This is a genomic window from Paenibacillus lacisoli (assembly GCF_030580655.1).
Lineage (GTDB): Bacteria > Bacillota > Bacilli > Paenibacillales > Paenibacillaceae > Paenibacillus > Paenibacillus lacisoli.
On the sequence record NZ_JAUQTB010000001.1, the window covers coordinates 1 to 24,710 of the forward strand.

The window sequence follows — 24,710 nt, forward strand, 5'->3', positions numbered from 1 at the left end:
ATATGTCTTCCGTATTTCGCCCATGAAAAATCCCCTCCAAGTAAACATTAGTGCGCTTTTTACACACTGTCTACTTAAAGGGGATAATATCAGGCTTTGGCGGCTTATTGTATTTTATTGACTGACTGTTGATAGTTAGCGGACATAATACGCCAGGTTTACATCGTTTCCTTTTTACGACAAACATAAACGAATGCAGGCGGGGTATTTAAAGGCACCCAGTCTATTTTCTCAATAGTAAAATATTTGGAGAGTGCCTTTTTCATTTGAAGTGAATATTGAAATGCGATGAATAATCCTCCAGGCTTGAGTGCCTTATAAATTTGGTCTACTAATATTTCCCTAAATTCGAGTTCAAAGTTAAAGAAAGGCAACCCGCTAAAAATACAGTCCAACTGCTGAATGCCTTCCCACTTCATATTCTTCACTAATTGCGTGGCATTGGGGTAGCAGGAGAAGTTGGAATGAGTTGAATAAGAGGCCTGGAGATTCGTTCTCATCGTCTCGTCCATCTCAAATAATAACACTTTAGTCGAATCTTGAACCTGGTTATAAATAAAACGTGTGATGGCACCTGTACCTGATCCGAGCTCGGCGACAGCTTCCATCTCTGGCCAAGGTGCTTGATCCACCATTTTTCGAGCTAGAAATCGGGAGCTGGGTATGATACTTCCTACGTTCTTAGGGTTACGAAGAAAGCTTTTCAAAAATAACATATATTCATTGGAACTCATTTTAGTTTCCTCCAAGTGGGTTATAGGATATCAAGCAAATTGCCAGCTAAAAATTGAAGCTTGGTCAGAAGGGGGTAACCCAAGTAACTACCTGCCGCAAAATACGTTATCGTCCACAGGAAGGCAGAAGCGTATGAAATGATAGCAAATCTTCTGAAATCTTGGCCGCTCAGCCCAATGACCAAGGGAAGTACATATCGCACGACTGGAATGAATAAACCGATACATATGGCCTCATTGCCGCGAGTATTTAGAATCGACTCAGCCTTATTGAAGTGCTTACGATGTTGAAATTTTTGTTTTAACTTTGGCCCGGATAAGTTTCCTGCAACATAGGCCACAGTAATAGCCGTTAGTAATCCCGAGAGAATACATAAGTAGGTGATCCATGGATCAATGACACCGGTACTACTCAAAATAGCACCACTAATAATGGTGATTTCATTGGGCACCGGAATACCAAAGGGCCCCAGCGAGAAGGCAAGATAAAAAATCAGATAACCATAATGATCAAACAGCTCTATGATCGTATTCATTTCTTGACCTCATCTCTTATTGATAGAGTAAGCATAATGAAAAAAACTAAAGAACTTATGAGTATATTTCTGAAGAAAGTCTAAAGATTACAGCAAGTATCCGTCTGCATCAAAAAAGCCTTGCCTACATGAGAGTTGGCAAGACTTGAAGGAAACTTTAATTATGAATGATGCAGCAGAATCGTGATATGAGAAGCAGTAGAATGCTTCAATATAACCTAAATACAACAAACCAGTGTAGTACTCGCTATTGGGAAATGTATAAAGGTCATATTGGCTTGGGCTTATTTTGACCGCGAGACGAGCTCAAATGAAGCACTACGCCGGCCAGACGGAAGCATACCTCCCCGACTAGAATGCCACCTGCAACATCAACGAGTACGTGCTGCTTCACTAGTAAGGTAGACACAATAATAAGAGTGGAGATCATAGAAGCTATCGCCCATTTCATCGATCCAAATACACTTGTTCCTCTGAGGATCAAGTAGCTGGATAGCACATGAATGCTTGGAAAGCAGTTATAGGGACGATCCGTGCTGTAGATGAAGTCGACCATCCAGTAAAGAAGACCTTTTTCATTCGCAATGTTCGGGCGTTCAATGGTTGACTGAAAAAGAGCGAAGCAGATATAGGAAATCACTAGGCCGCCGCAGAGCCCGATCAGCGTTTGAAAATAGACATTTCTATTTTTAAATGCTAGTGCTATTAAGGCAGCAGTAACAAACGGGTACCATAATGCATAGAAGATGATAAAAAATGGGACGAACGGCAGCATCTGATCAAGGCTTATGGCAAAACTATAGACATGATCTTTAAGCCGATTTAACACACCATAGAAAATATTTAATAGGGGAACTGCTGCAAGCCAGAGCAGGGAGATCCATGCTGATTTAGTAGATGACGAATAATTCAAGTTTCCAACTCCTTATGGACTTTAAGATATATCCATCTTAGAGATAAGATCTTAAGAACTTCAGAGGAATACTCCTAAGAAATTCTTAAGATAGAGGGAGTGAAAACGTGAATTGGAAGGAGTTGTCAACATGGTTAAAATCCAAGTTTCCTCCATGCAGCTCGACAATATTTCTAGCAATAGAAAGACCTAGTCCAGCTCCGCTCTGAATGCCTTCGCTAGTCCGTGAATGGTCAACTTTATAAAAACGTTCAAAAATTTTGCTTACTTGCTCAGGTGTAAGGGGATTCCCTTTATTTTCGACCTGTATCATAAGTTGCTTCTCATTTGTTTTCATAATAACTTGAACTGTTCCTGGCTTTATAGAATACTTCAGGGCATTCATGAGCAGATTATCAATGGCCCTAACCATTTTTTCACTATCTACAAGAGCTATAACAGGAGAATCTTTAATCCTTTTCTCAATTAAAATATTATTTTCGTTCGCAATGGGTTCGAATTCAAAAAGTAATTGATTAAGAAGTTGGGATATATCAATCCTCTGCAGCTTTAAGAGGGTCTCATTAGAAGTCAAACGGGTATACTCAAATAAATCATCGAGCATTTCTTTTAAATGAACTGCTCGATGATAAGCATTTTGTACAAAGCGCTGATATTCTTCTTCATTCTGAAAGGAATTGCTTTTTAAAAGTTCAATATAACCAATAATACTTGTTAATGGCGTGCGTAAGTCGTGAGAGATACCCGTGATTAATTCCATCTTGGATTGTTCGATTTCACGTTACTTTGCCATCTGCTTCTGTAAGCGTTCGGCCATCAAGTTGATGTTCAAGGCGACCCTGCCAAGTTCATCCTTCCGCTTGAGGGACACTCGATGGTTCAGATTGCCTTCAGAAATAATTTCAAGTCCCCGTTCCATGGTCCTCAAATCCGTTACAACTCGCCTTGTCAGAACAAAAAAAGATAAAATATACGAACCGAATAGGATAATAACATTTACAAGAAAAGGAGTGCGCAATCCAGTATATTGTTCTACTTTCATTAAGACATAACGAATCAGGGATGTCAGAAGCCATGAAACAGGGATGCTGACAATAAACATGAATAGCATATACAGCTGAATGTTTGTTTTTCTTTTTAACCTCGAAAGCTTATTCTTCAATTTTGTAGCCAACTCCCCAAACCGTTTTGATATACTGCGGCTGTCTTGGAAGGTCCTCAATCTTTTCCCGTAAATTACGGATATGAACCATAACGGTATTGTCTGAATATCCATACGGCTCTTTCCACACGCTCTCATAGATCTTCTCCGAGCTGAATACTTGTCCAGGATGGCTTGCTAGCAGCTCTAAGATGGAGAACTCAAGGGGGGTGAGAGAAATTGAGTTGCCCTTCAACGTAGCCGAATGCTTGCTCTTATCAATAATGAGATCTTTATTGATGATCAAGGAGCGGGAGTCTTCCTTACCCATTAATGATTGCCGCCGCAGCTGAGCTTTGACTCGTGCAAGCAATTCTAAAGGATTAAATGGCTTAACCATGTAATCGTCCGCTCCGGTCGTAAGGCCCGTAATTTTATCAATGTCTTCTTCCTTGGCCGACAGCATAATGATGGGCGTGCTAGAGATTTCCCTTATTTTCAGACAGGCCTGAATACCATCCATCCGCGGCATCATGACATCCAGGATAATGAGCTGAACGGAGATTACTTTTAATATTTCTAGAGCTTCAAGACCATCTGCAGCCTCAATAACTTTAAAACCTTCGTTTCGTAGATATACGTGTATAACATCTCGAATCTCTGAATCATCATCTACAACTAGTATATTATTCATCAATGTCTCCTCTTTCTTTGAGATACAGGCTGAGCGTAGAGAGGCTAGTGTAATTGTATAATGAAATCGGCTGAAGAGTCATTTTAATTAGAGCGTCTCCCTTTTGCGGCAGGTATATACAAATGCAGGGGGGAAGTTAAATGGTACAAAATCGATATTTTCGATTATAAAATCTTTAGCGAAGTGCCTTTTCATTTGAAGGGAGTATTGATAAGCAATGAAGGTTCCTCCTGGTTTGAGTGCCGTGCGTATTTGATGGAGAAAGTACTCTCGCATTTCACTCGAAAAATTAAAAAATGGCAATCCGCAGATAATACAATCCAGCTGACGAATACCTTCTTGTTTCAGCTTTTTTACCAGGTAAGAGGCGTTCGAATGCAAGATATACTCTGGAAACTCATATTTCAGGCTGAATCTCATGTGCTTGTCTCTTTCAAACAAGAATACTTTCGTTGGCCCAGTTAGCTGTGCTTGAATGTACCTGGTAATGGCACCTGTTCCTGACCCTAGTTCTGCCACAGTCTTAACTTCATGCCAAGGGATAGGCTGAACCATTTTTGCCGACAGAAATGTAGAGCTGGGTATGATGTTACCGACCCGTTTGGGATGTTTAAAGAATCCTTGCAGAAAAAGCAGATTTTCCTTGATCGTCATTTATGTTCCCCCTATATGTCTTAAAAAGTCTTCCTGTAATAGGAAACCGAAATGGCCGTTAGCAAGCGAAGCAAAAAGAGAGGAGGCTAATTAAATAGCCATAGGCAACCTATTATTTTACTAGCTGAATAAGAATGAGCTTTTTATCTAAAATTCGCATTCATAGTTTGGATATGAACATAGTAATAAAAACATCTGAGGAATTAAGGAGGAAAATTCTAAAGAATTTCTAAAGAAATTTCAGTGTTCTATAATGAAGAAAATGAAAGAACCAACAAAATAAGAAGGGTGAGGTACATCGGTCTCGCTTAGCAGTTTCTCGCCTGACTATTCTTCAGGAAGAACGGTTGAGTACCAAGCAGATCTCCACGCTATAGAGCGCTGCCGACGTATTCAATTGTTTTTTGAATCATACGGAACTCCCGTCTCTGATGATCTGCCGAAGTGGATCATTCAAAGATTGACTACAATGTGCGATAAGTTAAGAAATGGTGCTGCCGAAGGAAATGTTGCTTTTCAAAAAATGATTGATGAGGGACACTTGGCCCACTATGAGAACGAGATTCTATTTATAAGCAATCAAATCCATGAATGGATGTAGAATCAGGTTAGAAACCAAAATAAGGGGATCATCATTGTAAAAGATTCTGAAAGAAAGGATAAGGTGATAGATATGAGAAGACTTGAGTCTGGTATGTCCGTAGACAACGAATCATTTTCAGATATTGTCAGGTATGAACACGAAACGATAAGTGGAACAACCATAATCAACTCGAATGTTGGTTCACCTATATTTTCCAGCTGCAACCTGCATCATCTTGTTTTTGATAGCTGCGATCTTACGAATGCGAGATTTTTTGCCGGTAGTACGATTGATCATTGTACATTTATTCGTTCCGACTTGCGCTCTGTTGGCATTGCCAGGGACGAAGCTGTATTTAACAATTGCGAATTCTCCTCCTGTGATATGAGAGGGATGACCTTGGAGAATGCTGCGTTTATCGACTGTACTTTTGATAAATGTGGATTCAATGACCGGATTCTACAAGCGGCGAATATCGTCAATTGCTCCTTTACCGGCAAGCTAGTGGATATTACGTTCGAGGGAAATGGCAAGCAAAAGCTCATCGCTAATTTTGAAAACTGCATCCTTGACGGTGTTCGTTTTGTGGGCTGCGACCTGACGCAATGTATTCCGCCAAAATCTAAAAACCATGTGTATGTCGAACAGGTATCCGCACGCGTGAAAAAGGCTTTGACGAAGATAGACGACGCCCCCAATCTATCTGACGATGATCGGAAAGTACTACTACGCGGTCTGCGCAAGCTTGAGCATGTGGAACAATATATTTTTAACACGGTTCATATGAAGAAGATATATGGTGATGTTTTGGTGGAGCGATTTTTCAGTAGTCTGGAATGTGACAACGCGTAAGCCTAACAATAGAAATGATAAAGGACAACGACGGGAAGCCAGTGCTTGTTGCTTGGGTAATTCGATTGCTCTAAAAATGTGGGAGAACTAATCCAGTAACAGCGTTAAGATAATTGGAAAATAGAAAAAAGGGCACCCGCCTGAAGGCAGGTACCATCTCCATAAAGATCAAATATACATTACGTGCCGGGAACTTCACTTTGTGAGTTTTCTTGTTCCTCCAGCAGTCGTTTCAACTTTTGGCGCTGCCGTTTTTCCTTCTGCCGGCGCTCTCTGTCCTCAGCCTGCAGTGCCTTTAGCAGGGACACACACATAACGATGAGGACAACAGCGAACGGCAGTGCGGCAACTATGGAGGCCGTCTGGAGGCCGTTCAATCCCCCGCTGATCAGCAGTACTACCGCAATCGATGACTGCATGATTCCCCAGGTTAATTTCACTCTTGTACTCGGATCCAGCTTGCCATCTGAAGTCAGCATGCCCAGCACAAAGGTAGCCGAATCAGCCGACGTAATAAAGAAGGTCATGATCAGTAGTGTAGCGATAAACGCTATAATCGTGCCCAAAGGCAGCTGCTCCAGTGTAAGGAATAGAGCGGTTGTCGTATCTTCCTTAACGGCTTCCGCCAGATGGGCAGCATTGAACATTTCCAGATGAAGTCCTGTTCCGCCAAAGACCGAGAACCAGATAAATCCGAACAGGCTCGGAATAATCATGACGTAAATGACAAATTCCTTGATGGTTCTCCCTCTGGATACCCTTGCGATAAAGGTCCCGACAAAAGGAGCCCACGCGATCCACCATGCCCAGTAGAATAACGTCCATGCTCCTATCCAGGTTTCTCTTGAAAAAGGCGTCAATCTCAAGCTCATGTTAATAATATTTTGCATGTAACTGCCCAAGGTCGTCGTGAATGTGTCAAATATAAAAGAAGTCGGGCCAGTCACCAATACAAACAGCATCAATAGCACTGCTATAACGAGGTTGGTGTTGCTCAGAATCTTAATACCTTTATCCAGCCCAGTGGTTGCCGAGATCAAAAACAGTACAGTTACAATTGAGATAATTACAATCTGCGACAACGTCGAGTTAGGAATTCCGAATAAGTAATTGAGACCTCCGCCGATCTGAAGTGCACCCAGTCCAAGGGAAGTAGCTACACCGAAGATGGTCGCTATAACTGCCAGAATATCAATGATTTTGCCGAGCCATCCTGCAGCAAGACGCTCACCGATCAGAGGAATAAAAGTGGAACTGATGAGCCCTTTATAGCCTTTCCGGAATTGGAAGTAAGCAAGCGCTAAACCGATGACCGTATAGATCGCCCAAGGATGCAGTCCCCAATGGAAAAAGGAATACCGCATTGAAAGCCTGGCTGCCTGTGTTGTACCGGCTTGTGCTCCCTCTGGAGCAGACAAAAAGTGAGACAGCGGTTCAGCCACGCCCCAGAAAACCAGTCCAATGCCCATACCCGCGCTAAAGAGCATGGACAGCCAGGAAATCGTAGAATATTCCGGTTCATCATCGTCATCCCCCAGCCTGATAACACCAAATCGGCTGAACGCCAGATAGAAAGCGAAGATCAGGAAGAACAATGTCGCCAGCAAATAAAACCAGCCAAAATTCTGAATAGAGAAGTTGTAGGCAATGTTAGCCACGCTCGCCAGCTGATCAGGAGCAAAGGCTCCCCATATTGCAAACAGTGCAACGATGATAATTGTTATTGTAAATACCATGAAGAGACCTCCTTTATGTAAGCTTTAGCCAACTTTTCCTTAGTATGTACTAGTCCATCTTGTAATATTTCAGAATGCCAGCTGTTGATAAAATAAAACAAACCGACTAGAAATGAAACACCTATCCGTTTTCTTTTTTTTGCCAGAATAATAGATTGCGTATCATGCTTGTAAACGGATATATGATGAGGGTAATTGATGATTAAAGCTGGGAAACAAGGCGAGAAGGGGTGCACAGTGAAGAAAATACTTGTCATTGACGATGAAGTCGCAATCAGAGATTTAATTGAGCTCGTACTGAGAAGAGAAAACTACGTCGTTCAATCGGCCGAGAACGGTAAAGCTGCCCTGCAGCTGCTGGATGCTTTTGGGCCGGACCTGGTGGTGCTTGACTTGATGCTGCCGGACTGCTCCGGATATGATCTGTGCAAGGAAATCACCGGGAAACGTGCCGTTCCTGTGATCATGCTTTCTGCCAAAAATGAGGTCATCGATAAGGTGCTCGGACTAGAACTAGGGGCGGAAGATTACATGACCAAACCCTTTGACAATCGTGAATTGCTCGCTCGGATCAAGGTGATTCTGAGAAGAAACGAGAGCAGGGAGGAATCCAGCGAAGGAACAGAAGTGAAATCTACACGCATCATTCATGAAGAGCTGGACTTTGATCTGGAAAGCCGAAGGGTGCTGAAAAACGGTGTACCCGTAACTTTAACGGCCAAAGAGTTTAAAATTCTGAAAACGTTACTTAAAAGGCCTGACAAAATTTTTACCCGGGATGAGCTGCTGCAGATCGGTTGGGGATATGATTTTATGGGAGACAGCCGCAGTGTGGATATGACTATCATGCGATTACGGAAGAAGCTGGAGGATAACGTGGACGAACCGAAGTATGTCAGGACGATCTATGGATTTGGCTATCAACTTGGAGGTGGAGAAGCCTGAAGTATGCGACCCGGTTACTGCTGAATTATTTATTTTTTTCCGTGCTGTCCTTTGGGATCATCATTTTTGCGGTGAATAAAGCCATCGATTACTACAGCTTCATTACTATTGAAAAACAGATGATGGAGAAGGCGGATCTGTCTGAATTGTCCTTCCGTGAGGTGTTAGCACAGTACAGATCATCGACAGGAGAGCCGCAGACAAAAGAAATCGTCAGCCTTGCTCTGGAGAAGCTGAAAGCTTCAGGCAAGGAAGTACGTATCTATGACAGCTCCAAGCAGTTTCTGGGCCTCGCTGTGGATGGCATCATCATTAATAATGGCAAACCTCTTATTTTTGAAAAAAATATTGAAAAGGCCTTGAGCGGCAGTTATGCCTACACCGTTACGGAAGATCATCTGCTTTATTTTGCCACTCCCATTCAGGATCAATATTACCAAAACGCTTATGTGTATGAGTTCGTGGAGGACATTTCTTACTTTTATCGGATCATGGATCAAATCCGTTATATTCTGTTTGCGGGTGCAGGCGGATTTATTGTACTGATTACGTTATCCAGTCTGTGGATTGCCCGCAGCACAACCAAGCCGATTAAGCTATTGCTTGGCGCTGCGCAAAGTTTCTCCAGACAGGAGTTTCGGAGAGTTCATCTGAACCGGAAGGATGAGCTGGGCATGCTGGCAGATGGGCTCGATTCCATGGGGCGTCAGCTTCATGATTACATTCAGTACCAGAAACAATTTGTCTCCAACGTATCTCACGAGTTAAAAACACCCTTGGCAGCCATTCGTGGTTTCTCTCAATACTTGGTTGAAGGGGAGAACGAGAACAAGGAGCTGCAAAAAATCTATGCTCATCTGCTGCAGGAATCGGATCGGCTGACGCGCTTGATTCATGAACTGTTGCTGCTATCCCGATTCGACAAGGCTGGTTCTAACGAACTGGAAGTCGAAAAGACGGAAATGAACGATCTGATTCAGCAAGTCACAGCGAGCGTGGGTGCCAAGGCCAAAAGTAAAGGAATCGAGATTAGGTTCAGAGAGGCGGTAGCGGGGGAGATGCTTCTGACGAAAATCTACGCCTGCGTGAATCCTATGCTCATGTCCCATGCGATCGCTAACCTTGTGGACAATGCCATCAAATATTCAAGCAGTCCATCGCTAATCGAATTGAAGCTGGAACATACGCCAAGCGAGGTAGTTATACGGATCTGTGATCAAGGGATCGGTATCGCGGGCGATGAGTTAGAGAGAGTACAGGAACGGTTTTACCGGGCGAAAAATGCAAGCACAGCGAATGGTTCTGGTCTTGGACTTTCGATATGCAAAGAGATTGTAGAGCGGTTTAATGGATATATCGACATGGAAAGTGAAATCTGGGAAGGAACGACCGTTACGATTGTATTACCCCGTGCGTAAGCACGCGTAATAGTTAACGTTACAAGATCGATACAATTCTGTTATGAGACGAACAAATGCTTTTTATACAATCACTTCATAAGAAGAAATCACACAATTATGGAGGGATCATGATGAAAATGATAAACAAAGCTGCAGCAGCTATCCTGCTGAGTATTTTACTAACGATGGCACTGACGGGCTGTCAGTCCAAGGGTGCCAAGCCGCCAGAAGCAGCGCAGAACTCATCTGAAAAAAACACGCCCGACCAACAGGCCAAAGGTGAATCCAATTCTACTGCGCCTGCTTCAGAAGATTCGGAAGGACAGCGTGCTGAAGCTATTAAGGAAGGTTCGATAGAGAAGCAAGGCAATGTGGTGCTGAAGGAGCTTGCTTTTGTCTATAATAAGCACACCATTGCGATTTCGGATACAGCGAATGAAGATCAGATCGAACAGATGCTGGGCAAACCGGATAATCTGAAATCACATACGTACAGTGCCGACGATGGAACAAACATGGATACGTTAATTGGTTTTACAGAAAAGGTTTATACGTATCCTGGCCTTGAGATCAAAACAATCAGTATACCGGACGGGAAACAAGACTCCATCTTTCATATCGAAATGACAGATCCTAAGTACGCGACAGTGCGAAACGTTAAAGCAGGAGACAGCCTGGATACACTCAAAAACGCCTACCCTGAGGGTAAACTGCTTGGGGATGGAGCCCCTGATGAGGAGGATGACTTCCGTTTCGAGCCATCCAATTATGTGGATGTGATGTCGTTTCATATCAAGGATGCCAAAGTGAAGAGCATTCAGATTTACAGCCTTCTGGATTAATATTTCGTGATCGGTGATTTAGAATGGAATGAATATTAAAAAGGAGAGGCAGATGCCCTTCCTTTTTGATTGCGATTATAGATGCGAAATTTCACCACGCTAAGAAATTTCATTACGCTAAAATGATGGAAGAACGACTCAGGTGTGTTTGAAAGATTTTTTAAAACCTTAGCAGGATGCCTATTTTATCGGTTACTGAATGTTAACAGCTAGGCTGCTTGTTACCGATTAATGATCTAAGCTTTAAGAGTATACATATCTAACGCGGTGAGGTAGGGTGAAGATAGCTGATTGACCGTTGGTCACCATATTGCAGGAAGAAGTGCCGTGATGGTGAGTTGATGACGCTTCTTTACATAAAACACGGAGTGATAATTGAAACATTTCGATTGATGTATGAAACCGATGTCAACGTCCAACATTAACAATTTGCCTGATCCACTCAGGCTCATGAGCCGCAGACCGTACTGGGCAGTCGGCACAGTCTGCAAAGGGAAGTGCTCCGAGAGGATTTATACGAGCTAATGGGCCCGCTGTATATTTTAAAGTACCTTAGGTTGAAGCACGGATGCCCTTACAATGACCCATTCGAGCTCACTCTGTATTAACGCATGCTCTGCTATTGATTTATCCTCAATGGCATTCCAAAAGATACGGCGCATCATGTGAACCGCCAAGAAATCTTGATGTATAGAAATGGTGCTTCAAAGAAAAATGTTATTCTGAAATGACCGGACTTGTTCAAGGAAAGTTAATTAATAAAACAATCGACGCTCTAAAGAAAATATTCGAATTTGCTCGTTATTTGATCATCCGCAATACGAAGGAAAGGACAATTTATGTAAGTGGTGTCAAACGGAATGGGTTCGGGTCCAGGAGGAAATTGTATCGAAATAGAGCCGTGGTGAAGAGCTGGTTGCAGACAATCTGAAAAAATTGAATTTTTGACGCTGTTGTTTATACATGGTTATGGAACAACTTACGCGAAGAAAGGTAAACTCATACACCTGCTGAATTTACACGAAACTAAATGGTTTAACCAATCACAATAATTGACATATCGGAAAATGTGAATATAATATGGGTATGGATCCAATTGAAGTGTTCAAAGCATTGTCTAATGAGTCGAGGTTGCAAATTTTACAGTGGCTCAAGGAGCCCGAAAACCATTTTGTGCCCCATGAAGGAGTGGATATGAGGAAAATCGGGGTGTGCGTTAGTCAAGTCACGGATAAGTTGAATATGACACAGTCGACGGCTTCGCAGTATTTGTCTATCCTTCAACGAGCCGGACTTATTCAAACCGAGCGAATTGGCAAATATACGTACTACAAACGAAATGAAGAGAAGATCAAAGAGTTGGCTGCTTATTTCAAGCTGAATCTCTAATATAAGCTGAATACTTTAGACGTATTCAGTTTTTTATTCGCACTTCATATCGACATATCTAGATATGTAATTGTTTAAAGCGATGGATCCTTTTACTAACAACGAATAATTATATAAGGGAAGTGAAACCTTGTCTAACACATGGAAAGTCTATTTCTTAGCTTTGGTTACTTTTTTGGTAGGCACATCGGAGTACGTTATTTCCGGTATCTTGGATAAGATTGCGGATTCCATGCACATTTCTGTTGCATCTGCAGGGCAGTTGGTCACCATTTTTTCCTTTGTATATGCTATAGGTACCCCTATACTCATGGCGTTGACAGCAAAGACGGATCGAAAAAAACTCTTAATTATGGCGCTAGGCATCTTCGTAGTTGGGAATTTGTTATCATTCGTTTCTCCTGGTTACTCGTCGTTTGTCTCAGCTCGAGTCATCATGGCTATAGGAGCAGGAATGGTCGTGGTAACTGCTTTGGACATTGCCGCGAAAATCGCAGCCCCAGGTAAACAAGCCAGCGCGATTGCCACTGTGGTGATGGGATTCACGGCTTCCTTAATTATCGGCGTGCCTCTTGGACGTATTGCTGCAGCACAATTTGGATGGAAGAGTGTTTTTGGTATCTTGGCACTGGCGGGTCTGGCGGCTGTGTTCGTTCTGCTTGCGGCCATCCCTCAGGTTCAAGGGGATAAGCCAGTTCCGTTGTCAAAGCAGCTTAACTTCCTGAAAAACGGAAACGTAGCGCTAGGACTTGCCATCACCTTTTTCTGGCTCGGCGGATACTCAATTGCCTACACCTATCTTTCGCCGTATCTACTTGATGTTGCCGGTTTACAAGAAGGAATGCTGAGCGGAGTGCTATTGGCGTTCGGCATCGCTAGCCTGGTCGGATCCAAATTCGGCGGATTCAGTACGGATCGATGGGGAGTATTCCCAACTTTGTCCGGAGGAATGCTCTTGCACGTTGTAACACTGCTGCTGCTCTCTCTGACAGTTACCTATACGCACTCATGGCAGCCGATTGTTATCCTCCTAATCTTATGGTCGTTTGCAGCTTGGTCATCCGGACCAACGCAGCAATTCAATCTGGTTCAAATTGAGCCGAATTATTCTGGTATCATGCTAAGTCTGAACCAATCCATGATGCAATTATCGATGGCTGCGGGAGCTGGAATCGGGGGTATTATGGTCAACCGGGTATCCTTGTCTTCGATCACATGGGTAGGGATCGCTGGAGTCGCCATTGCTATCATGATGGTGTTGTTGCTGAAGATGCGAATGAGTTCCGGCAGTAAGGGTGCCGAAGAGTTTAACATCAATTAAAGTGACGTACAATCAGCCAAAGTTGAGGGACCTTTATTCATTGAGCTATCGGGAGTAGGTACACAATAATAAAAGGCAAGAAGGCAGCCGAACACGATCGGCTGCCTTCTGTAGCTAAATAACATTTGATCTAATAATATGATCTTTCCATTTCCTATCCAGTCACGGAAAGGCCGGTAATACTAATGATTGTGAAGAATTATTTTGTTGGAGGCTGCATTAGGATCTGTCGGTTTGACTTTAATATCAGCAACCTTTACTACTGGGTATGTTTTGACTGCTTGGTCCAAAGTCTGCTTTTCCATCAACTTCCCGTCTAAGACCACCGCGGAGATAGTTGTTGTATTATTTATGTCCTCCAGCGGGTTTTTGTTAAGCAGCACGAGATCGGCAAGCTTCCCTACTTCCACAGTTCCTAGATCCTGCTCTCTTTTTAAATATTTCGCAGGGTTCAATGTTGCGGTCTGTAAGGCTTGCAAGGGAGTGAGGCCGCTTTGAACTAGCAATTTGAGTTCGTCGTGCAAAGTAACACCGTAAATCATGTTAGTCAATTCGTAACTGGAATCAGTTCCCGCAAGCATGGGTACTCCCGCATCGTTCAACTTTTGGACCATGGTCGGGTTCAGGGAATTAATAACGTGCACTAATTCTGTTTGCTCGGGAGGAGTCGCTCGAATGATCTCAGCCCAGCTTTCTTGCACAGCTGTCGGTACGTATTTGGATCGTGAGTCGATTTCCGTTTTGGCCATATTTAAATAAGCAGTAAGTGTAGGAACAGGCCAGACTCCTTTTTCTTTTAGTGAACGAAATAACTTTTCGGCCTTTTTAGGATCATAGTTACTGGAGGCTTTTATTTCTGCTGTAGAATAACCCAGCAAATCGCTCATGTCAGCCGTTTTGAAAATCTCATCCTCCATGCTTGAGGTAGCAATAAACAAACCGTGCATATGTTCGATACTCTTGAAACCTAGTTGAATAGCCTCACTGGCTCGTACTTCAACTGGCAAATGGCCGACTACTGGCAAGTTAAACTTTTTGGCTTCGTCCATGACTGCCAGGAAAAGAGGACGCGGCAACCAGGAGTATACCTTTATATGACTAGCTCCTTTTTCTGCATTAAGACGTACAGCTTCCCGGGCTTCTTCCTCTGTTTTTAAGTATCGCATATGTGGGGCATCATCGGCCGGTCCTCCATTCAAGGTCATACCTGCATAGAGAAGGCGCGGGGCTACCATACCGGCCTGTATGCTCGTGTTCCACTGGTCGATGTTTTTGAATGCCGCCCCCATCTCTCGAACTCCAGTCACTCCGTTCGCCAGCAAGAGTGGAAAGGCATTTTTGTAATTCTCCTCAAGGTGAACATGCATATCCCACAGGCCAGGAATGACGTATTGTCCCTTAGCATCTCTGACCTTCGCGTAATCAGGAATGTCTGTTTCATCACTGCTACCAATGTGACTGATCTTATTATCCGTAATGGTAATGGTCTGATCTTTAGTTAACTTCCCAGATTTCACGTCTACGATTGTGGCATGCTGAATTACTAGCATTTGCTTGGACTCATGATCTTTGTTTGCAGAATTGGAATTAACACATCCTGTTAATACGATCATTAATGCCATTACTCCTGCTAACGATTTTTTAAAGCAACGCTTTCTTCTAATTAAACTCATTTTGTTCTCCCCTTAATATAAATCTTAGTTGATATAATTTCATTGTAGAGTGTAAATCCTGCTTTTTTATTAATGAAACCTTACGAAAAGCTTACAGTCTATTAGAATGAATTCAGGCGGGTTGCCACCACATAAAATTTATGAGTTAATAAACCCAAAATGATGTCGGGGGTAAGACATGTCTGGTAAACACATTATGCTGATCGAGGATGATCAATCTATAAGTAGAATGCTAGGACCATATATGGAGAAGGAGGGATACCTTATCACTTATGCATATGATGGGATGGAGGCGGAGCGTCTCTTCGCAGCAGAGCCTGCTAAGTACAGTCTGGTCATTCTGGATCTCATGCTGCCGTACAAAAGTGGTTTAGAGGTACTGCGGGCGATCAGGAGTATGAGTTTAGTTCCTGTCCTTATTCTGTCGGCGAAAGACAATGAAGCTGACAAGGCACTTGCCCTTGAATTAGGTGCAGACGATTATGTAACCAAACCTTTCTCTCTAATTGAACTGACTGCTCGCGTAAGAGCAGTCATACGCCGCTCCAATTATATGGTTTCATTAGGACAGGCTGCAGTTTCGCTAGAACGGGATGAAGTAATACGGGTTGGAGGTATCGTCATCAACTTGGAGACCTATGATGTTCAAAGAGATGGCCAGCCTGTGAAGTTGACGTCCACTGAATTTGGCATCCTAAGGCTGCTCGCCAAGCAACCGGGTAGAGTGTATACAAAAGCACAAATCTACGCATCGGTCTGGAACAACACTTTTTACGGCGACGATAACATCATTAACGTACACATGCGGCGGTTGCGAGAGAAGCTGGAAGCGAATCCGTCTGACCCCCAATATATTAAGACTTTGTGGGGCCTTGGGTATAAGCTGGAGGCAGATTGGCCATGATCTGGTGCCTTGCAGCTGTAAGTATTTTGCTAGGAATGGCCGTAATCGTTTTGCTCATGCGCTATCGCAAGCGAAGCCGCCAGCTCGCCTATATTCACGATAAATTGAACTCGATCATAAATACAGGCACGAATGAACGATTACTGATATTTGACTATGATAAGCAGATAGGACAGCTGCTGAGGAATATAAATCAACTGCTCGATCACTCGCACCGTGCTGGAGCACGCTATGCCAAGCTGGAAATCGAGATCCGCCGTATGTTATCCAATATTTCCCATGATCTAAAAACACCGTTAACGGTGGTATTGGGCTATAGTGAAATTCTTCTTCATGATCGTGAATTGACTGAACATGAGAGAGAAGCAATGACGTCTAATATTTATGATAAAGCACAGGAGGTGCTCAATCTCGTACGTTCTTTTTTTGACCTGGCTAAACTAGAGGCGGGCGATATCGAGATGGTGCTGAGCAAAGTCAATGTTAGCGAACTCTGTCGCTTGAAGCTGTTATCTTTCTACGACTTGTTAACAAGCCAGGGAATGAAGCTGGAGGTAGCCATACCAGACGTTGACATGTATGTAATGGCTCATACAGAGGCTCTGGAGCGCGTTCTGGATAACTTGATTATGAATGCAATGAAATACGGAGCGGATGGCAAGTTGTTAGGGTTGACGCTCGAAGCGTTAAATTCAGGAAAAGTTGCCATTCAGGTGTGGGATAAAGGCAAAGGCATTCCAGAGCAAGAGCATCATCGGGTCTTTGAACGGATGTATACCCTTGAGGATTCGCGTAATCGTCTCTACCAAGGCAGCGGACTTGGTCTTACCATCACCAAGCGGCTTGTTGAGCGTATGGGAGGCACGATCGGATTGAATAGCATACCCAATAAGCGGACGGAATTCACAGTTGTCCTGAATACCAACTAGCGAAGGAGATAAGAGCTTTGACGTATATAGCACGTACGATTGGATTAACAAAGACTTACGGGGCGATCGAGGCGGTATCCGACGTCTCCATGAACATCAGGCAGGGCGAGATCTATGGTTTACTTGGGCACAACAGGTCAGGCAAAACAACGTTAATGAGAATGCTAGTCAACCTAGTTAAACCGAATAAGGGTGAAATTGAACTTTTTGGAGAGAAACTGTCACCCTCTACGTATGAGATACTGAAACGCATAGGGAGCATTATTGAGTATCCACTTTTCTATGATGATTTAACTGCATGGGACAATATGGATATCCATTGTGAGTATATGGGTTTTTCAGATAAAAAAGTTATTGGTACGATGATGGAACAGGTGGGGTTGAAGGATATAGGCAGGATGCCAGTTGGGGAATTTTCCTTCGGAATGAGGCAGCGCCTTGGCATCGCCCGCGCTATGATCACGACACCAGAGCTGCTTATTCTGGACGAGCCAATTAACGGCCTGGATCCGGCTGGCATCATGGAGCTGCGCGATCTTTTCAAGAGGCTCAGCTCCGAACACAGGATCACACTGCTCATCTCAAGTCACCATCTTGGAGAGATCGAGCAGATTGCTGATACGGTGGGCGTTATTCAGGGAGGACGACTGATTGAGGAAGTCGCGATGGAACGAATACGTGAACAACACCATGAATATATCGAACTTTGTCCAACAGACATTCGTAAGGCGGTCTACGTCATAGAGCATTTGCTCGGGTTAAGTAATTATAAGCTGGTCAACGAGCAAACGATAAGGATATACGACCAGGATGTGCGTCCATCGATTCTTATTGCAGATCTTGTCCGACACGATGTCGCGATTGAGTCGTTCTTCAAACGAGTTCACTCTTTGGAGGAGTACTTCATGAACTTGATGAAGGGGGATCGTAACTTTGTTTAAACTGATCTCGCTAGAACTACGCAAACAACGATTCGCTCGTTATATTGGTTATGCAGCCATGATAGATCTGGCGCTCCTTCTGTTTTTGGTCCTGCTAGGCGTTACAGACCATGGAGCCGTGGATTATGTGTACTCCACTTTTCACGCATCGTTTACACTAATTGATACCTTCGTCAAGGCCATCTTCATTATATTCGCCGGGGCACTGCTCTCCAGAATGATTGTTGGGGAATATAGGAATAAAAAACTGGGCTTTCTTTTTACATATCCAATTAAGCGCTACAAGTTCATCACTGCCAAATTAGTTATTATCTACTTTTTTACGTTCGCCATGATCCTATTTACTAACATACTGATCAGTTCGATTTTCGTCGCCATGAATGATGTTTATCCCTTTATTTCAGATTCACTGACAGGGGAACAGATAAGAGGGATGATCATGAAGTACATCGTCAGCTCCTTGTCAGCTGCCGCAATGGCCCTGATTCCGTTGGCCTTCGGCATGTTTAAGCATTCGATTACAATGACAATGGGTTCCTCCGTTATTCTGGTTCTTATTGTGTGTTCTGGCTTCAACGGACCTTTACTATCCTTGAACTCTACGATCGAGGTTCACTTGTTGCTTGGAGCCGCTGGCTTGTTGGCTTCCTGGCTATCGATGCTACGACTTGAGAAAAAGGACGTTAAATAGAGGCTGTGAAAAGAGAAGTCAAACGAGATTGGATCAAATATAAGTTAGCCTTAAAAATCTTCCAAAACCTTGGATTTGTCACCGTGAACTCTTTCCAGGTGATCCTCTCCCCAATAGCATAATAGGTCTAGCGCGGGCTTTAACCCCCAGCCGTAGGAAGTTAACTCATACTCTACTTTAGGTGGGATCTCTTTATAAACCTTTCTTGCGATAATCTGATCCTTTTCAAGGCCTCTTAGTTGAGTGGTAAGCATTTTTTGTGTAATGCCGGGGATTAACCGTCGAAACTCAGACGTCCGTTTGCGTCCCGTCATCAAATGATAGATGATTAGAGGCTTCCATTTCCCCCCCATTACCTCTAATGCCGCCTCCACGCCAACTTTGTACTTCTTTTCAACGCTATTTTTCCTCTCTTCAGTCATCTCTTATTCCTCGTTTCTTGAGTACCAATCTAAGGCACTTTCATGTTCCTATGGCACCTCAATTATCCTATAGAACTTGAAAGTGCGTACTTCCAAATTGTTTTTATTATTGTTTATAATAACATCAGCCATTGATCATAAGAAAGGAGAGAAGATACTAGTATGAAAGTATTAATTGTTGTTTCGCATCCGAGGAAAGATTCCCTTACCTTTAAGGTGGCCGATCGTTTCGCACAAGGTCTTGCTGAGGCTGGCCACGACTATGAGATATTGGATTTACACGGAATTGGGTTTGACCCTGTTCTTAAAGGAGAGGATGAACCTGATTTTTCAGCAGCGGAACAGCTCTTTTCTCCTGAGGTGGAAATGGAAATACGACGACTGAAAGAGAACGACGCCTTGACATTTATTTTTCCAGTTTGGTGGTGGTATTTGCCAGCTATGCTCAAAGGATATATTGACCGCGTATGGAACAACGGGTTTGCATACGGTTCGAATAAGCTTCATCATGAGCATGTCTTGTGGATTGGTCTAGCAGGTGTTTCCAAAGAACAGATGAAAAAGCGTAATTATGATGAAAGTATTACTCATCTGCTTAATGTGGGAATTGCAGATTATTGCGGTGTTCCCAATTCCAAAGTCGAATTTTTATATGAGACATTGGGTTCCGATTCCAAGCATTATGAGATGCTGCTTAACCAAGCTCATGACTTAGGGCTGAATTATGCCAAGGAACAGCAGTCTTAAGTTTAGTCTGAACTCTACCGAGTCTGTCCAAGGAATTAATTATATGAATTTGCACCTGATTCAAGCAAGAGGGAATGGAGAGGGCGGATCATCCATGTTCAACATTGCAGTATGGCATTGCTAATGAAAGATACTCCGGATGAAAAACAGCGACAGCTAAGGACGATAAAGTATTGTCCTAGACTGTCGCTATCCTGTTAGCTAATGTTCCTAGATAGTGTATAAAATTGAGTAACTGCTAATGGTGATTGTCCTATCAGATTAGGAAATCAAAATTTTGGCGGAGCCTTTAAAGTCCTAGTTCTTTATTGTGGTTGCTGACTTTAAGTAAGTATAGTCATGAAGATATTTTGGCCAAAAATTCCGAAATTCCTTTACAAACATGACTTGGTGCCTCTAGGGGGGATAGATGGCCGGTTAGGGGAATGACTTGCAGTTCAGCATGTGGGATGCGAGGCAGCAATTCCCTTTTTAGTGTTTCCAAGCGATCTACAGGGTCAGATTCCCCGGCAAGAACAAGTGTAGGGACATCAATGTTCTTAACTTCTGCAGAAATATCTTCAAGCATTGCAGTTTCAGGCCACGCTGCACGAGCCAAAGGAGCACTATTTTGCATATCCTCGAGTACCATTTCACGAATGTTTTCTTCAAGCTGAAGCAAGGTAATATTGCCAAGAGCAATTTCTGCTCCCTCACGATGATCATAAAAATGAATCATTGCATTTCTTATTTCTTGTGGCATGTCTTGAGGAGTTGGAGGAGAGGGTGCCACCAAGATCAAGCCCTCTAAACCTACGGGATTACGTGAAGCCAATAACTGTGCCGCTTTACCACCCATTGAATGACCAATAAGGATATAACGCTTAAGGTCAAGCTCTTGAATCAGTGCCTGTGCATCGTCGGCCAAATCCTTAATGGTATAGGAAACAGCCGACTTATCTGATTTTCCCCATCCGCGGTGGTCATAAGCAATACAATGGTATTCTTCTTTCAGACCGTCAATAATTTTAGTCCAGGTTCGTGAAGACCCTCCGTAAAAATGCATAAACACCAAAGCCGTATCTCCTTGTCCCTGTTGGTCAAGATAAAGTTCGACACCGTTAACATGAGATTGCATATTATTCACTCCTTCAGCATAATCAGTAACTTCAATAGTAACTGTAACAGTTACTGTTACTTATAATATCATAAAGTTATATGCTTTGGAAGTCAAGTTAATTAGCGTAATATAAATAAATTTGATTTGCTTTTTGAAAGTTAATACACTAATAATAAGCTTTTAAAAGAAAGAGGGACTTCGCACAATGGGGAATAGAAGCCAACAGTTCTCGGTAGCTGTTCATATTTTATGTTTTCTTGAATTTAATAAAGAAGGCCGTACTACGTCCGAATTACTGGCCATGAGTGTAAACGCTAATCCGGCAGTGATTCGAAGAATTATGAGAAAACTGACTAAAGCGGGTCTTATTACATCTACTCTTGGAACTAATGCTGCAATAAGCCTGGCCCAAAAGGCCGATCAAATGACGTTGTTAGATGTTTATCGTGCGACTATGGAAGATAGTCCAGATATATTTATCATTCATAGAGAAACAAACCCCAATTGCCCTGTAGGAAGTAAAATGCCGTTTTTATTAGATGGAGTTTACAATAAAGTCCAGACGGCTATGGAGAACGAGTTATCCGGTATTACTATTGATTATCTGGTTAAGAATGGGATACTCGGGATCGAATAAAGAACATCTGACCGAGAGTCTGCACTTAAATTGTCGAGTGACAAGGCATTTTCCGTTTGAAAGTCGCAATATAGCGGCTTTTTTTTATTGTACAAATTTGTATCCTGAGACAAGGAAAAGAACTTGTTTCGATTAGATTACTAGATATTGACAGGAAATAAAAAGGTGTTACAATAAAACTGATTGATCATTCAAAATAAATAACGGTCAATCAATAATAAATATAAACAATCAATAATATAGAGGTGGATGAATAAATGGAACACAAACCATATTTGATAGCTGATGCACGCAGAGAACAAATTATGAAGGCTGCAATAGATGTTTTATCAGAAATTGGATATCACAGCACGAGCCTTTCTAAAATAGCGAACAAAGCAAACATAAGTACTGGGCTTATATCTTATCATTTCTCTGGTAAAGAAGATTTGATGAGAAATACTTTAATGTATTTGGTTCAGCAAGAGCGAATCTTTATAAAGGAAAAAGTAGAACAGAAAACGACCTATATGGAGAAATTAATGACTTTTATAGAGGCAAGTTTGGCATATCAGGGTACGAATCAAGAAAAAAACAACGCTTTACTTGAAATTATATTTAATGGTCGTACACTAGACAACGTTCCTTATTATGTGGCAGAAATAAAAGAAGAAGACGAATTAGACGCACTCTTGAAGGAAATTCTTTACAAAGGAAAAGAATCTAAAGAATTTGATGACTTTGATTCTCAAGTGATTGCTATTGTCATTCGGGGCGCTATAGCAGGAGCTAGGTCATTACCTCAAAACGAATTAAGTCTTGAAGAATACAGTGAAAAATTAATAAAAAGTATTATAAAAATGATCAAATAAAAAAATGAATGTCCAGATTTAAAAGCTATGTAGTGACTCAACCTTGGAGGGAGTAGGAGCTTCTCCGCTTGTTTATTACTACTCAGCAAACTCGATGAAAAAGGACACTTGAAGGGGAGAATTCATCGTGAAGAACAATAGAAAATTGTGTTTAATAGGAATCATGTTGATCGTTTTGAGCTTCGCTGGAACAGGTTGTCAGCCACTCAATGTTGTCGACAAGTTGCCCGCACACGAGCAGAAATGGACTTTTGTGCACGACGAGCTGAATGCGCTCGTCATCAACAGCGAATATGACGTGAACTTGGAGTTCATCGCCAGCCCCGACGATACCAACTTCGTGGAAATCAGTGGAAATTTGCAGCAAAGTACGATTAATCAGTTGAAAGAGATAGAGATCACGGGGAATGCTCTTAATCTCCAGCTCCAGAAAGATGTGAAATTAGTCGCACCCAACTATAAGTCTATCAAGACACGGATAATTGTAGCGCTGGCGGATGACACCAAGCTGAAGCAGATCAGCTTTACATCAAGCTCAGGCAACACCAGCTTTACCGGCTTGAAGGCGGGAATGATCGACTTGTCCGTTTCTTCCGGCAATCTGCGCGCGGAAGCTATCACTGCAGGACGGTTGAGTTTAACTTCAAAATCCGGAAATATTACGGCGGAGCGGATCCAGGCGGATACGGAAATCCAATTGCACTCGGGGGATATCAAGGTGGATGGGGTAAAAGGCTCCCTGACAATGCAGTCGACTTCCGGTAGCATTACCGCTGTGAATGTCAACGGTTCGACCAATACCACGCTGCATTCGGGCAACATCAAGTTTGACCGGTTCACGGGAAACGGCGTGTTTAAATCAGTCTCCGGCAACGTTACTCTGACGGGACTGCGTTCGGACAGCCTAGATATCTCCATCCGTACCGGGAATGTTACTTTGTCCCCCGATCCGCAGTTTAAAGGGTTCTTTGACCTAAAGACCACATCCGGACACATCACGGCGCCCGAATCCCCTCAAGAGACGACCGACATTATTAAGGTACGGGCAGCTTCGGGCGATATTCGGATCCGGTAAAGGGGTCAGGCAGAGAAAACTTATAATGAAAGAGTGGAGGGAGGCTTAATCCTTCGGTTTTATATTTTAATACAAAAGGAAGGTGTGGAAGTGTTCACAAAGAGGAGTCGACGTAAAGCCGCGCGACGAGTCAAAACCGGGAACGGGCGTCCTTTAAAGGACTTTCGCTGGTGGCAGCCGCTCTCCCGTGCTCTGTTCTACCTCCCGTTGACAACTGACGATGACCGACAAGTGGTCTTCGCCGTCGACGTCTCGTATTGGCAACAGTTTTTGGCGGATGATGGTAAAGGCAAGGCCCATCTATACCTTGATGGCAAACATTATGCCGAGTCTAAACTCCCTGCGGCCTTCCCCGTCGCTGGAGGAACGATCGAAGTAGCGTCCACGGTTTTTGGCCTAAAACGCTGCCACTATGTCACCGACGAAGGAGTTGTACAACAACTTGTCCCGGACGAAAGTTCCGCCGAAGGGAGGCGCGCTCGCCTTGATCGCGAGCACCCGTCGTTGAGCCGATGGATCGGATTCACTTCACTAGTCATGCTCATCGTTCCTATGATTCTCGCCATCCCTCAGATCATCGATTTGACCACTCAGGTACCTTTGATAGCTCAGCACATCGGAACCTTCAACTCGCCTATCTCTCTGCCGATGTGGCTCAACATCGCCCTCGGTCTCTGCGCAGCAGCGGGCAGTGTGGAGCGTGCAACGCGACTTCAATGGAATGTGTTCATAGACGGTAGCTTTTAGCTGTTCCAGATGAAACCTATAATTTTACACCCAGTGTTGAACTCATGAGAAAACGTAAATTGAAAGCAGGGGACGAAAAGCAGCTGTATGCAGTTTCTTTCCGGGGCTGTCCAAATTTCTGTGTAAACTAATTTCCAAATAAATTCCCCGGGAGGATAAATTGAATATAACACAGCAGACAGCTTAGCAGTATTTGTCTATCCTTCAACGAGCCCTACTTATTCAAACCGAGCGAATTGGCAAATAAACGTACT

26 protein-coding genes and 1 pseudogene are annotated in these 24,710 nt (G+C 43.1%); 16 read left to right on the forward strand and 11 right to left on the reverse strand.

Annotated features, from left to right (window positions below):
• Window positions 1-158: 158 nt before the first annotated feature.
• The 7 genes from Q5741_RS00005 to Q5741_RS00030 all read right to left on the reverse strand — a co-directional run bounded on the left by Q5741_RS00005 (window position 159) and on the right by Q5741_RS00030 (window position 4,672).
• Window positions 159-734: a class I SAM-dependent methyltransferase gene (locus Q5741_RS00005; protein WP_305021992.1), complete on the reverse strand. Its 576-nt coding sequence runs from the start codon at window positions 732-734 to the stop codon at window positions 159-161.
• A gap of 20 nt (window positions 735-754) precedes the next feature.
• Window positions 755-1,270, reverse strand: coding sequence for a DedA family protein (locus tag Q5741_RS00010; protein ID WP_305021993.1), 516 nt, complete (start codon window positions 1,268-1,270; stop codon window positions 755-757).
• Between the two features lie 268 nt (window positions 1,271-1,538).
• The gene (locus tag Q5741_RS00015; RefSeq protein ID WP_305021994.1) at window positions 1,539-2,183 is read right to left on the reverse strand and encodes a phosphatase PAP2 family protein; all 645 of its coding nucleotides are present in this window, start codon (window positions 2,181-2,183) and stop codon (window positions 1,539-1,541) included.
• An 85-nt stretch (window positions 2,184-2,268) separates the two neighbouring features.
• Complete coding sequence (locus Q5741_RS00020; RefSeq protein WP_345784140.1) at window positions 2,269-2,943, reverse strand: sensor histidine kinase; 675 nt, start codon at window positions 2,941-2,943, stop codon at window positions 2,269-2,271.
• A gap of 21 nt (window positions 2,944-2,964) precedes the next feature.
• Window positions 2,965-3,285: a HAMP domain-containing protein gene (locus tag Q5741_RS21585; protein ID WP_345784141.1), complete on the reverse strand. Its 321-nt coding sequence runs from the start codon at window positions 3,283-3,285 to the stop codon at window positions 2,965-2,967.
• 49 nt (window positions 3,286-3,334) lie between these two features.
• Window positions 3,335-4,018 carry a response regulator transcription factor gene (locus Q5741_RS00025; RefSeq protein ID WP_305021995.1) on the reverse strand — a complete coding sequence of 228 codons (684 nt, stop codon included), beginning with the start codon at window positions 4,016-4,018 and terminating at the stop codon, window positions 3,335-3,337.
• Window positions 4,019-4,105: 87 nt separating this feature from the next.
• Window positions 4,106-4,672 carry a class I SAM-dependent methyltransferase gene (locus Q5741_RS00030; protein WP_305021996.1) on the reverse strand — a complete coding sequence of 189 codons (567 nt, stop codon included), beginning with the start codon at window positions 4,670-4,672 and terminating at the stop codon, window positions 4,106-4,108.
• 673 nt (window positions 4,673-5,345) lie between these two features.
• Between Q5741_RS00030 and Q5741_RS00035 the strand changes: the two genes are divergently transcribed.
• Window positions 5,346-6,107: a pentapeptide repeat-containing protein gene (locus Q5741_RS00035; RefSeq protein WP_305021997.1), complete on the forward strand. Its 762-nt coding sequence runs from the start codon at window positions 5,346-5,348 to the stop codon at window positions 6,105-6,107.
• A gap of 179 nt (window positions 6,108-6,286) precedes the next feature.
• Here Q5741_RS00035 and Q5741_RS00040 read toward each other — a convergent pair whose 3' ends face one another.
• The gene (locus tag Q5741_RS00040; RefSeq protein ID WP_305021998.1) at window positions 6,287-7,843 is read right to left on the reverse strand and encodes a glycine betaine uptake BCCT transporter; all 1,557 of its coding nucleotides are present in this window, start codon (window positions 7,841-7,843) and stop codon (window positions 6,287-6,289) included.
• 237 nt (window positions 7,844-8,080) lie between these two features.
• Here Q5741_RS00040 and Q5741_RS00045 point away from each other — a divergent pair, with 237 nt between their 5' ends.
• From Q5741_RS00045 to Q5741_RS00065, 5 genes are all read left to right on the forward strand, one after another.
• Window positions 8,081-8,788, forward strand: coding sequence for a response regulator transcription factor (locus tag Q5741_RS00045; protein WP_305021999.1), 708 nt, complete (start codon window positions 8,081-8,083; stop codon window positions 8,786-8,788).
• Between the two features lie 71 nt (window positions 8,789-8,859).
• On the forward strand, window positions 8,860-10,206 hold the full coding sequence (locus Q5741_RS00050) for a sensor histidine kinase (protein WP_305022000.1): 1,347 nt from the start codon (window positions 8,860-8,862) through the stop codon (window positions 10,204-10,206).
• A 113-nt stretch (window positions 10,207-10,319) separates the two neighbouring features.
• Window positions 10,320-11,030 carry a hypothetical protein gene (locus Q5741_RS00055; RefSeq protein ID WP_305022001.1) on the forward strand — a complete coding sequence of 237 codons (711 nt, stop codon included), beginning with the start codon at window positions 10,320-10,322 and terminating at the stop codon, window positions 11,028-11,030.
• A gap of 1,086 nt (window positions 11,031-12,116) precedes the next feature.
• Entirely contained in the window at window positions 12,117-12,419 is a 303-nt protein-coding gene (locus Q5741_RS00060; protein ID WP_305022694.1) for an ArsR/SmtB family transcription factor, read from the forward strand.
• A gap of 130 nt (window positions 12,420-12,549) precedes the next feature.
• A complete protein-coding gene (locus tag Q5741_RS00065; RefSeq protein ID WP_305022002.1) occupies window positions 12,550-13,740 on the forward strand; it encodes an MFS transporter in 1,191 nt (396 codons plus the stop codon).
• A 182-nt stretch (window positions 13,741-13,922) separates the two neighbouring features.
• Here Q5741_RS00065 and Q5741_RS00070 read toward each other — a convergent pair whose 3' ends face one another.
• Complete coding sequence (locus Q5741_RS00070; protein ID WP_305022003.1) at window positions 13,923-15,413, reverse strand: amidohydrolase family protein; 1,491 nt, start codon at window positions 15,411-15,413, stop codon at window positions 13,923-13,925.
• A gap of 178 nt (window positions 15,414-15,591) precedes the next feature.
• Here Q5741_RS00070 and Q5741_RS00075 point away from each other — a divergent pair, with 178 nt between their 5' ends.
• The 4 genes from Q5741_RS00075 to Q5741_RS00090 are packed head-to-tail and all read left to right on the forward strand — an operon-like array spanning window position 15,592 to window position 18,878.
• On the forward strand, window positions 15,592-16,317 hold the full coding sequence (locus tag Q5741_RS00075) for a response regulator transcription factor (RefSeq protein ID WP_305022004.1): 726 nt from the start codon (window positions 15,592-15,594) through the stop codon (window positions 16,315-16,317).
• Complete coding sequence (locus Q5741_RS00080) at window positions 16,314-17,246, forward strand: sensor histidine kinase (RefSeq protein WP_305022005.1); 933 nt, start codon at window positions 16,314-16,316, stop codon at window positions 17,244-17,246. The genes Q5741_RS00075 and Q5741_RS00080 overlap by 4 nt, the downstream gene beginning before the upstream one ends.
• 17 nt (window positions 17,247-17,263) lie before the next feature.
• Window positions 17,264-18,187, forward strand: a complete 924-nt coding sequence (locus tag Q5741_RS00085) for an ATP-binding cassette domain-containing protein (protein WP_305022006.1) — start codon at window positions 17,264-17,266, stop codon at window positions 18,185-18,187.
• Window positions 18,180-18,878 carry a hypothetical protein gene (locus Q5741_RS00090; protein WP_305022007.1) on the forward strand — a complete coding sequence of 233 codons (699 nt, stop codon included), beginning with the start codon at window positions 18,180-18,182 and terminating at the stop codon, window positions 18,876-18,878. Before Q5741_RS00085 ends, Q5741_RS00090 begins: the two co-directional genes overlap by 8 nt.
• Before the next feature lie 50 nt (window positions 18,879-18,928).
• Here the strand turns inward: Q5741_RS00090 and Q5741_RS00095 are convergent, their stop codons facing one another.
• Window positions 18,929-19,300 (reverse strand): winged helix-turn-helix transcriptional regulator, encoded by a 372-nt coding sequence (locus tag Q5741_RS00095; protein WP_305022008.1) that lies wholly within the window; start codon window positions 19,298-19,300, stop codon window positions 18,929-18,931.
• Between the two features lie 162 nt (window positions 19,301-19,462).
• On the opposite strand from Q5741_RS00095, the gene Q5741_RS00100 reads away from it, so the two are divergent.
• Window positions 19,463-20,047 carry an NAD(P)H oxidoreductase gene (locus Q5741_RS00100; RefSeq protein WP_305022009.1) on the forward strand — a complete coding sequence of 195 codons (585 nt, stop codon included), beginning with the start codon at window positions 19,463-19,465 and terminating at the stop codon, window positions 20,045-20,047.
• Window positions 20,048-20,384: 337 nt separating this feature from the next.
• Here Q5741_RS00100 and Q5741_RS00105 read toward each other — a convergent pair whose 3' ends face one another.
• Window positions 20,385-21,164 (reverse strand): alpha/beta fold hydrolase, encoded by a 780-nt coding sequence (locus Q5741_RS00105; protein WP_305022010.1) that lies wholly within the window; start codon window positions 21,162-21,164, stop codon window positions 20,385-20,387.
• Between the two features lie 187 nt (window positions 21,165-21,351).
• Between Q5741_RS00105 and Q5741_RS00110 the strand changes: the two genes are divergently transcribed.
• The 5 genes and pseudogenes from Q5741_RS00110 to Q5741_RS00130 all read left to right on the forward strand — a co-directional run.
• Window positions 21,352-21,783 (forward strand): Rrf2 family transcriptional regulator, encoded by a 432-nt coding sequence (locus Q5741_RS00110; RefSeq protein WP_305022011.1) that lies wholly within the window; start codon window positions 21,352-21,354, stop codon window positions 21,781-21,783.
• Window positions 21,784-22,040: 257 nt separating this feature from the next.
• On the forward strand, window positions 22,041-22,634 hold the full coding sequence (locus tag Q5741_RS00115; RefSeq protein WP_305022012.1) for a TetR/AcrR family transcriptional regulator: 594 nt from the start codon (window positions 22,041-22,043) through the stop codon (window positions 22,632-22,634).
• Between the two features lie 127 nt (window positions 22,635-22,761).
• The gene (locus tag Q5741_RS00120) at window positions 22,762-23,709 is read left to right on the forward strand and encodes a DUF4097 family beta strand repeat-containing protein (RefSeq protein ID WP_305022013.1); all 948 of its coding nucleotides are present in this window, start codon (window positions 22,762-22,764) and stop codon (window positions 23,707-23,709) included.
• 207 nt (window positions 23,710-23,916) lie between these two features.
• Window positions 23,917-24,456, forward strand: coding sequence for a hypothetical protein (locus Q5741_RS00125; RefSeq protein ID WP_305022014.1), 540 nt, complete (start codon window positions 23,917-23,919; stop codon window positions 24,454-24,456).
• A 154-nt stretch (window positions 24,457-24,610) separates the two neighbouring features.
• A pseudogene (locus Q5741_RS00130) lies at window positions 24,611-24,700 on the forward strand (transcriptional regulator); the annotation flags it as partial.
• Window positions 24,701-24,710 lie beyond the last annotated feature (10 nt).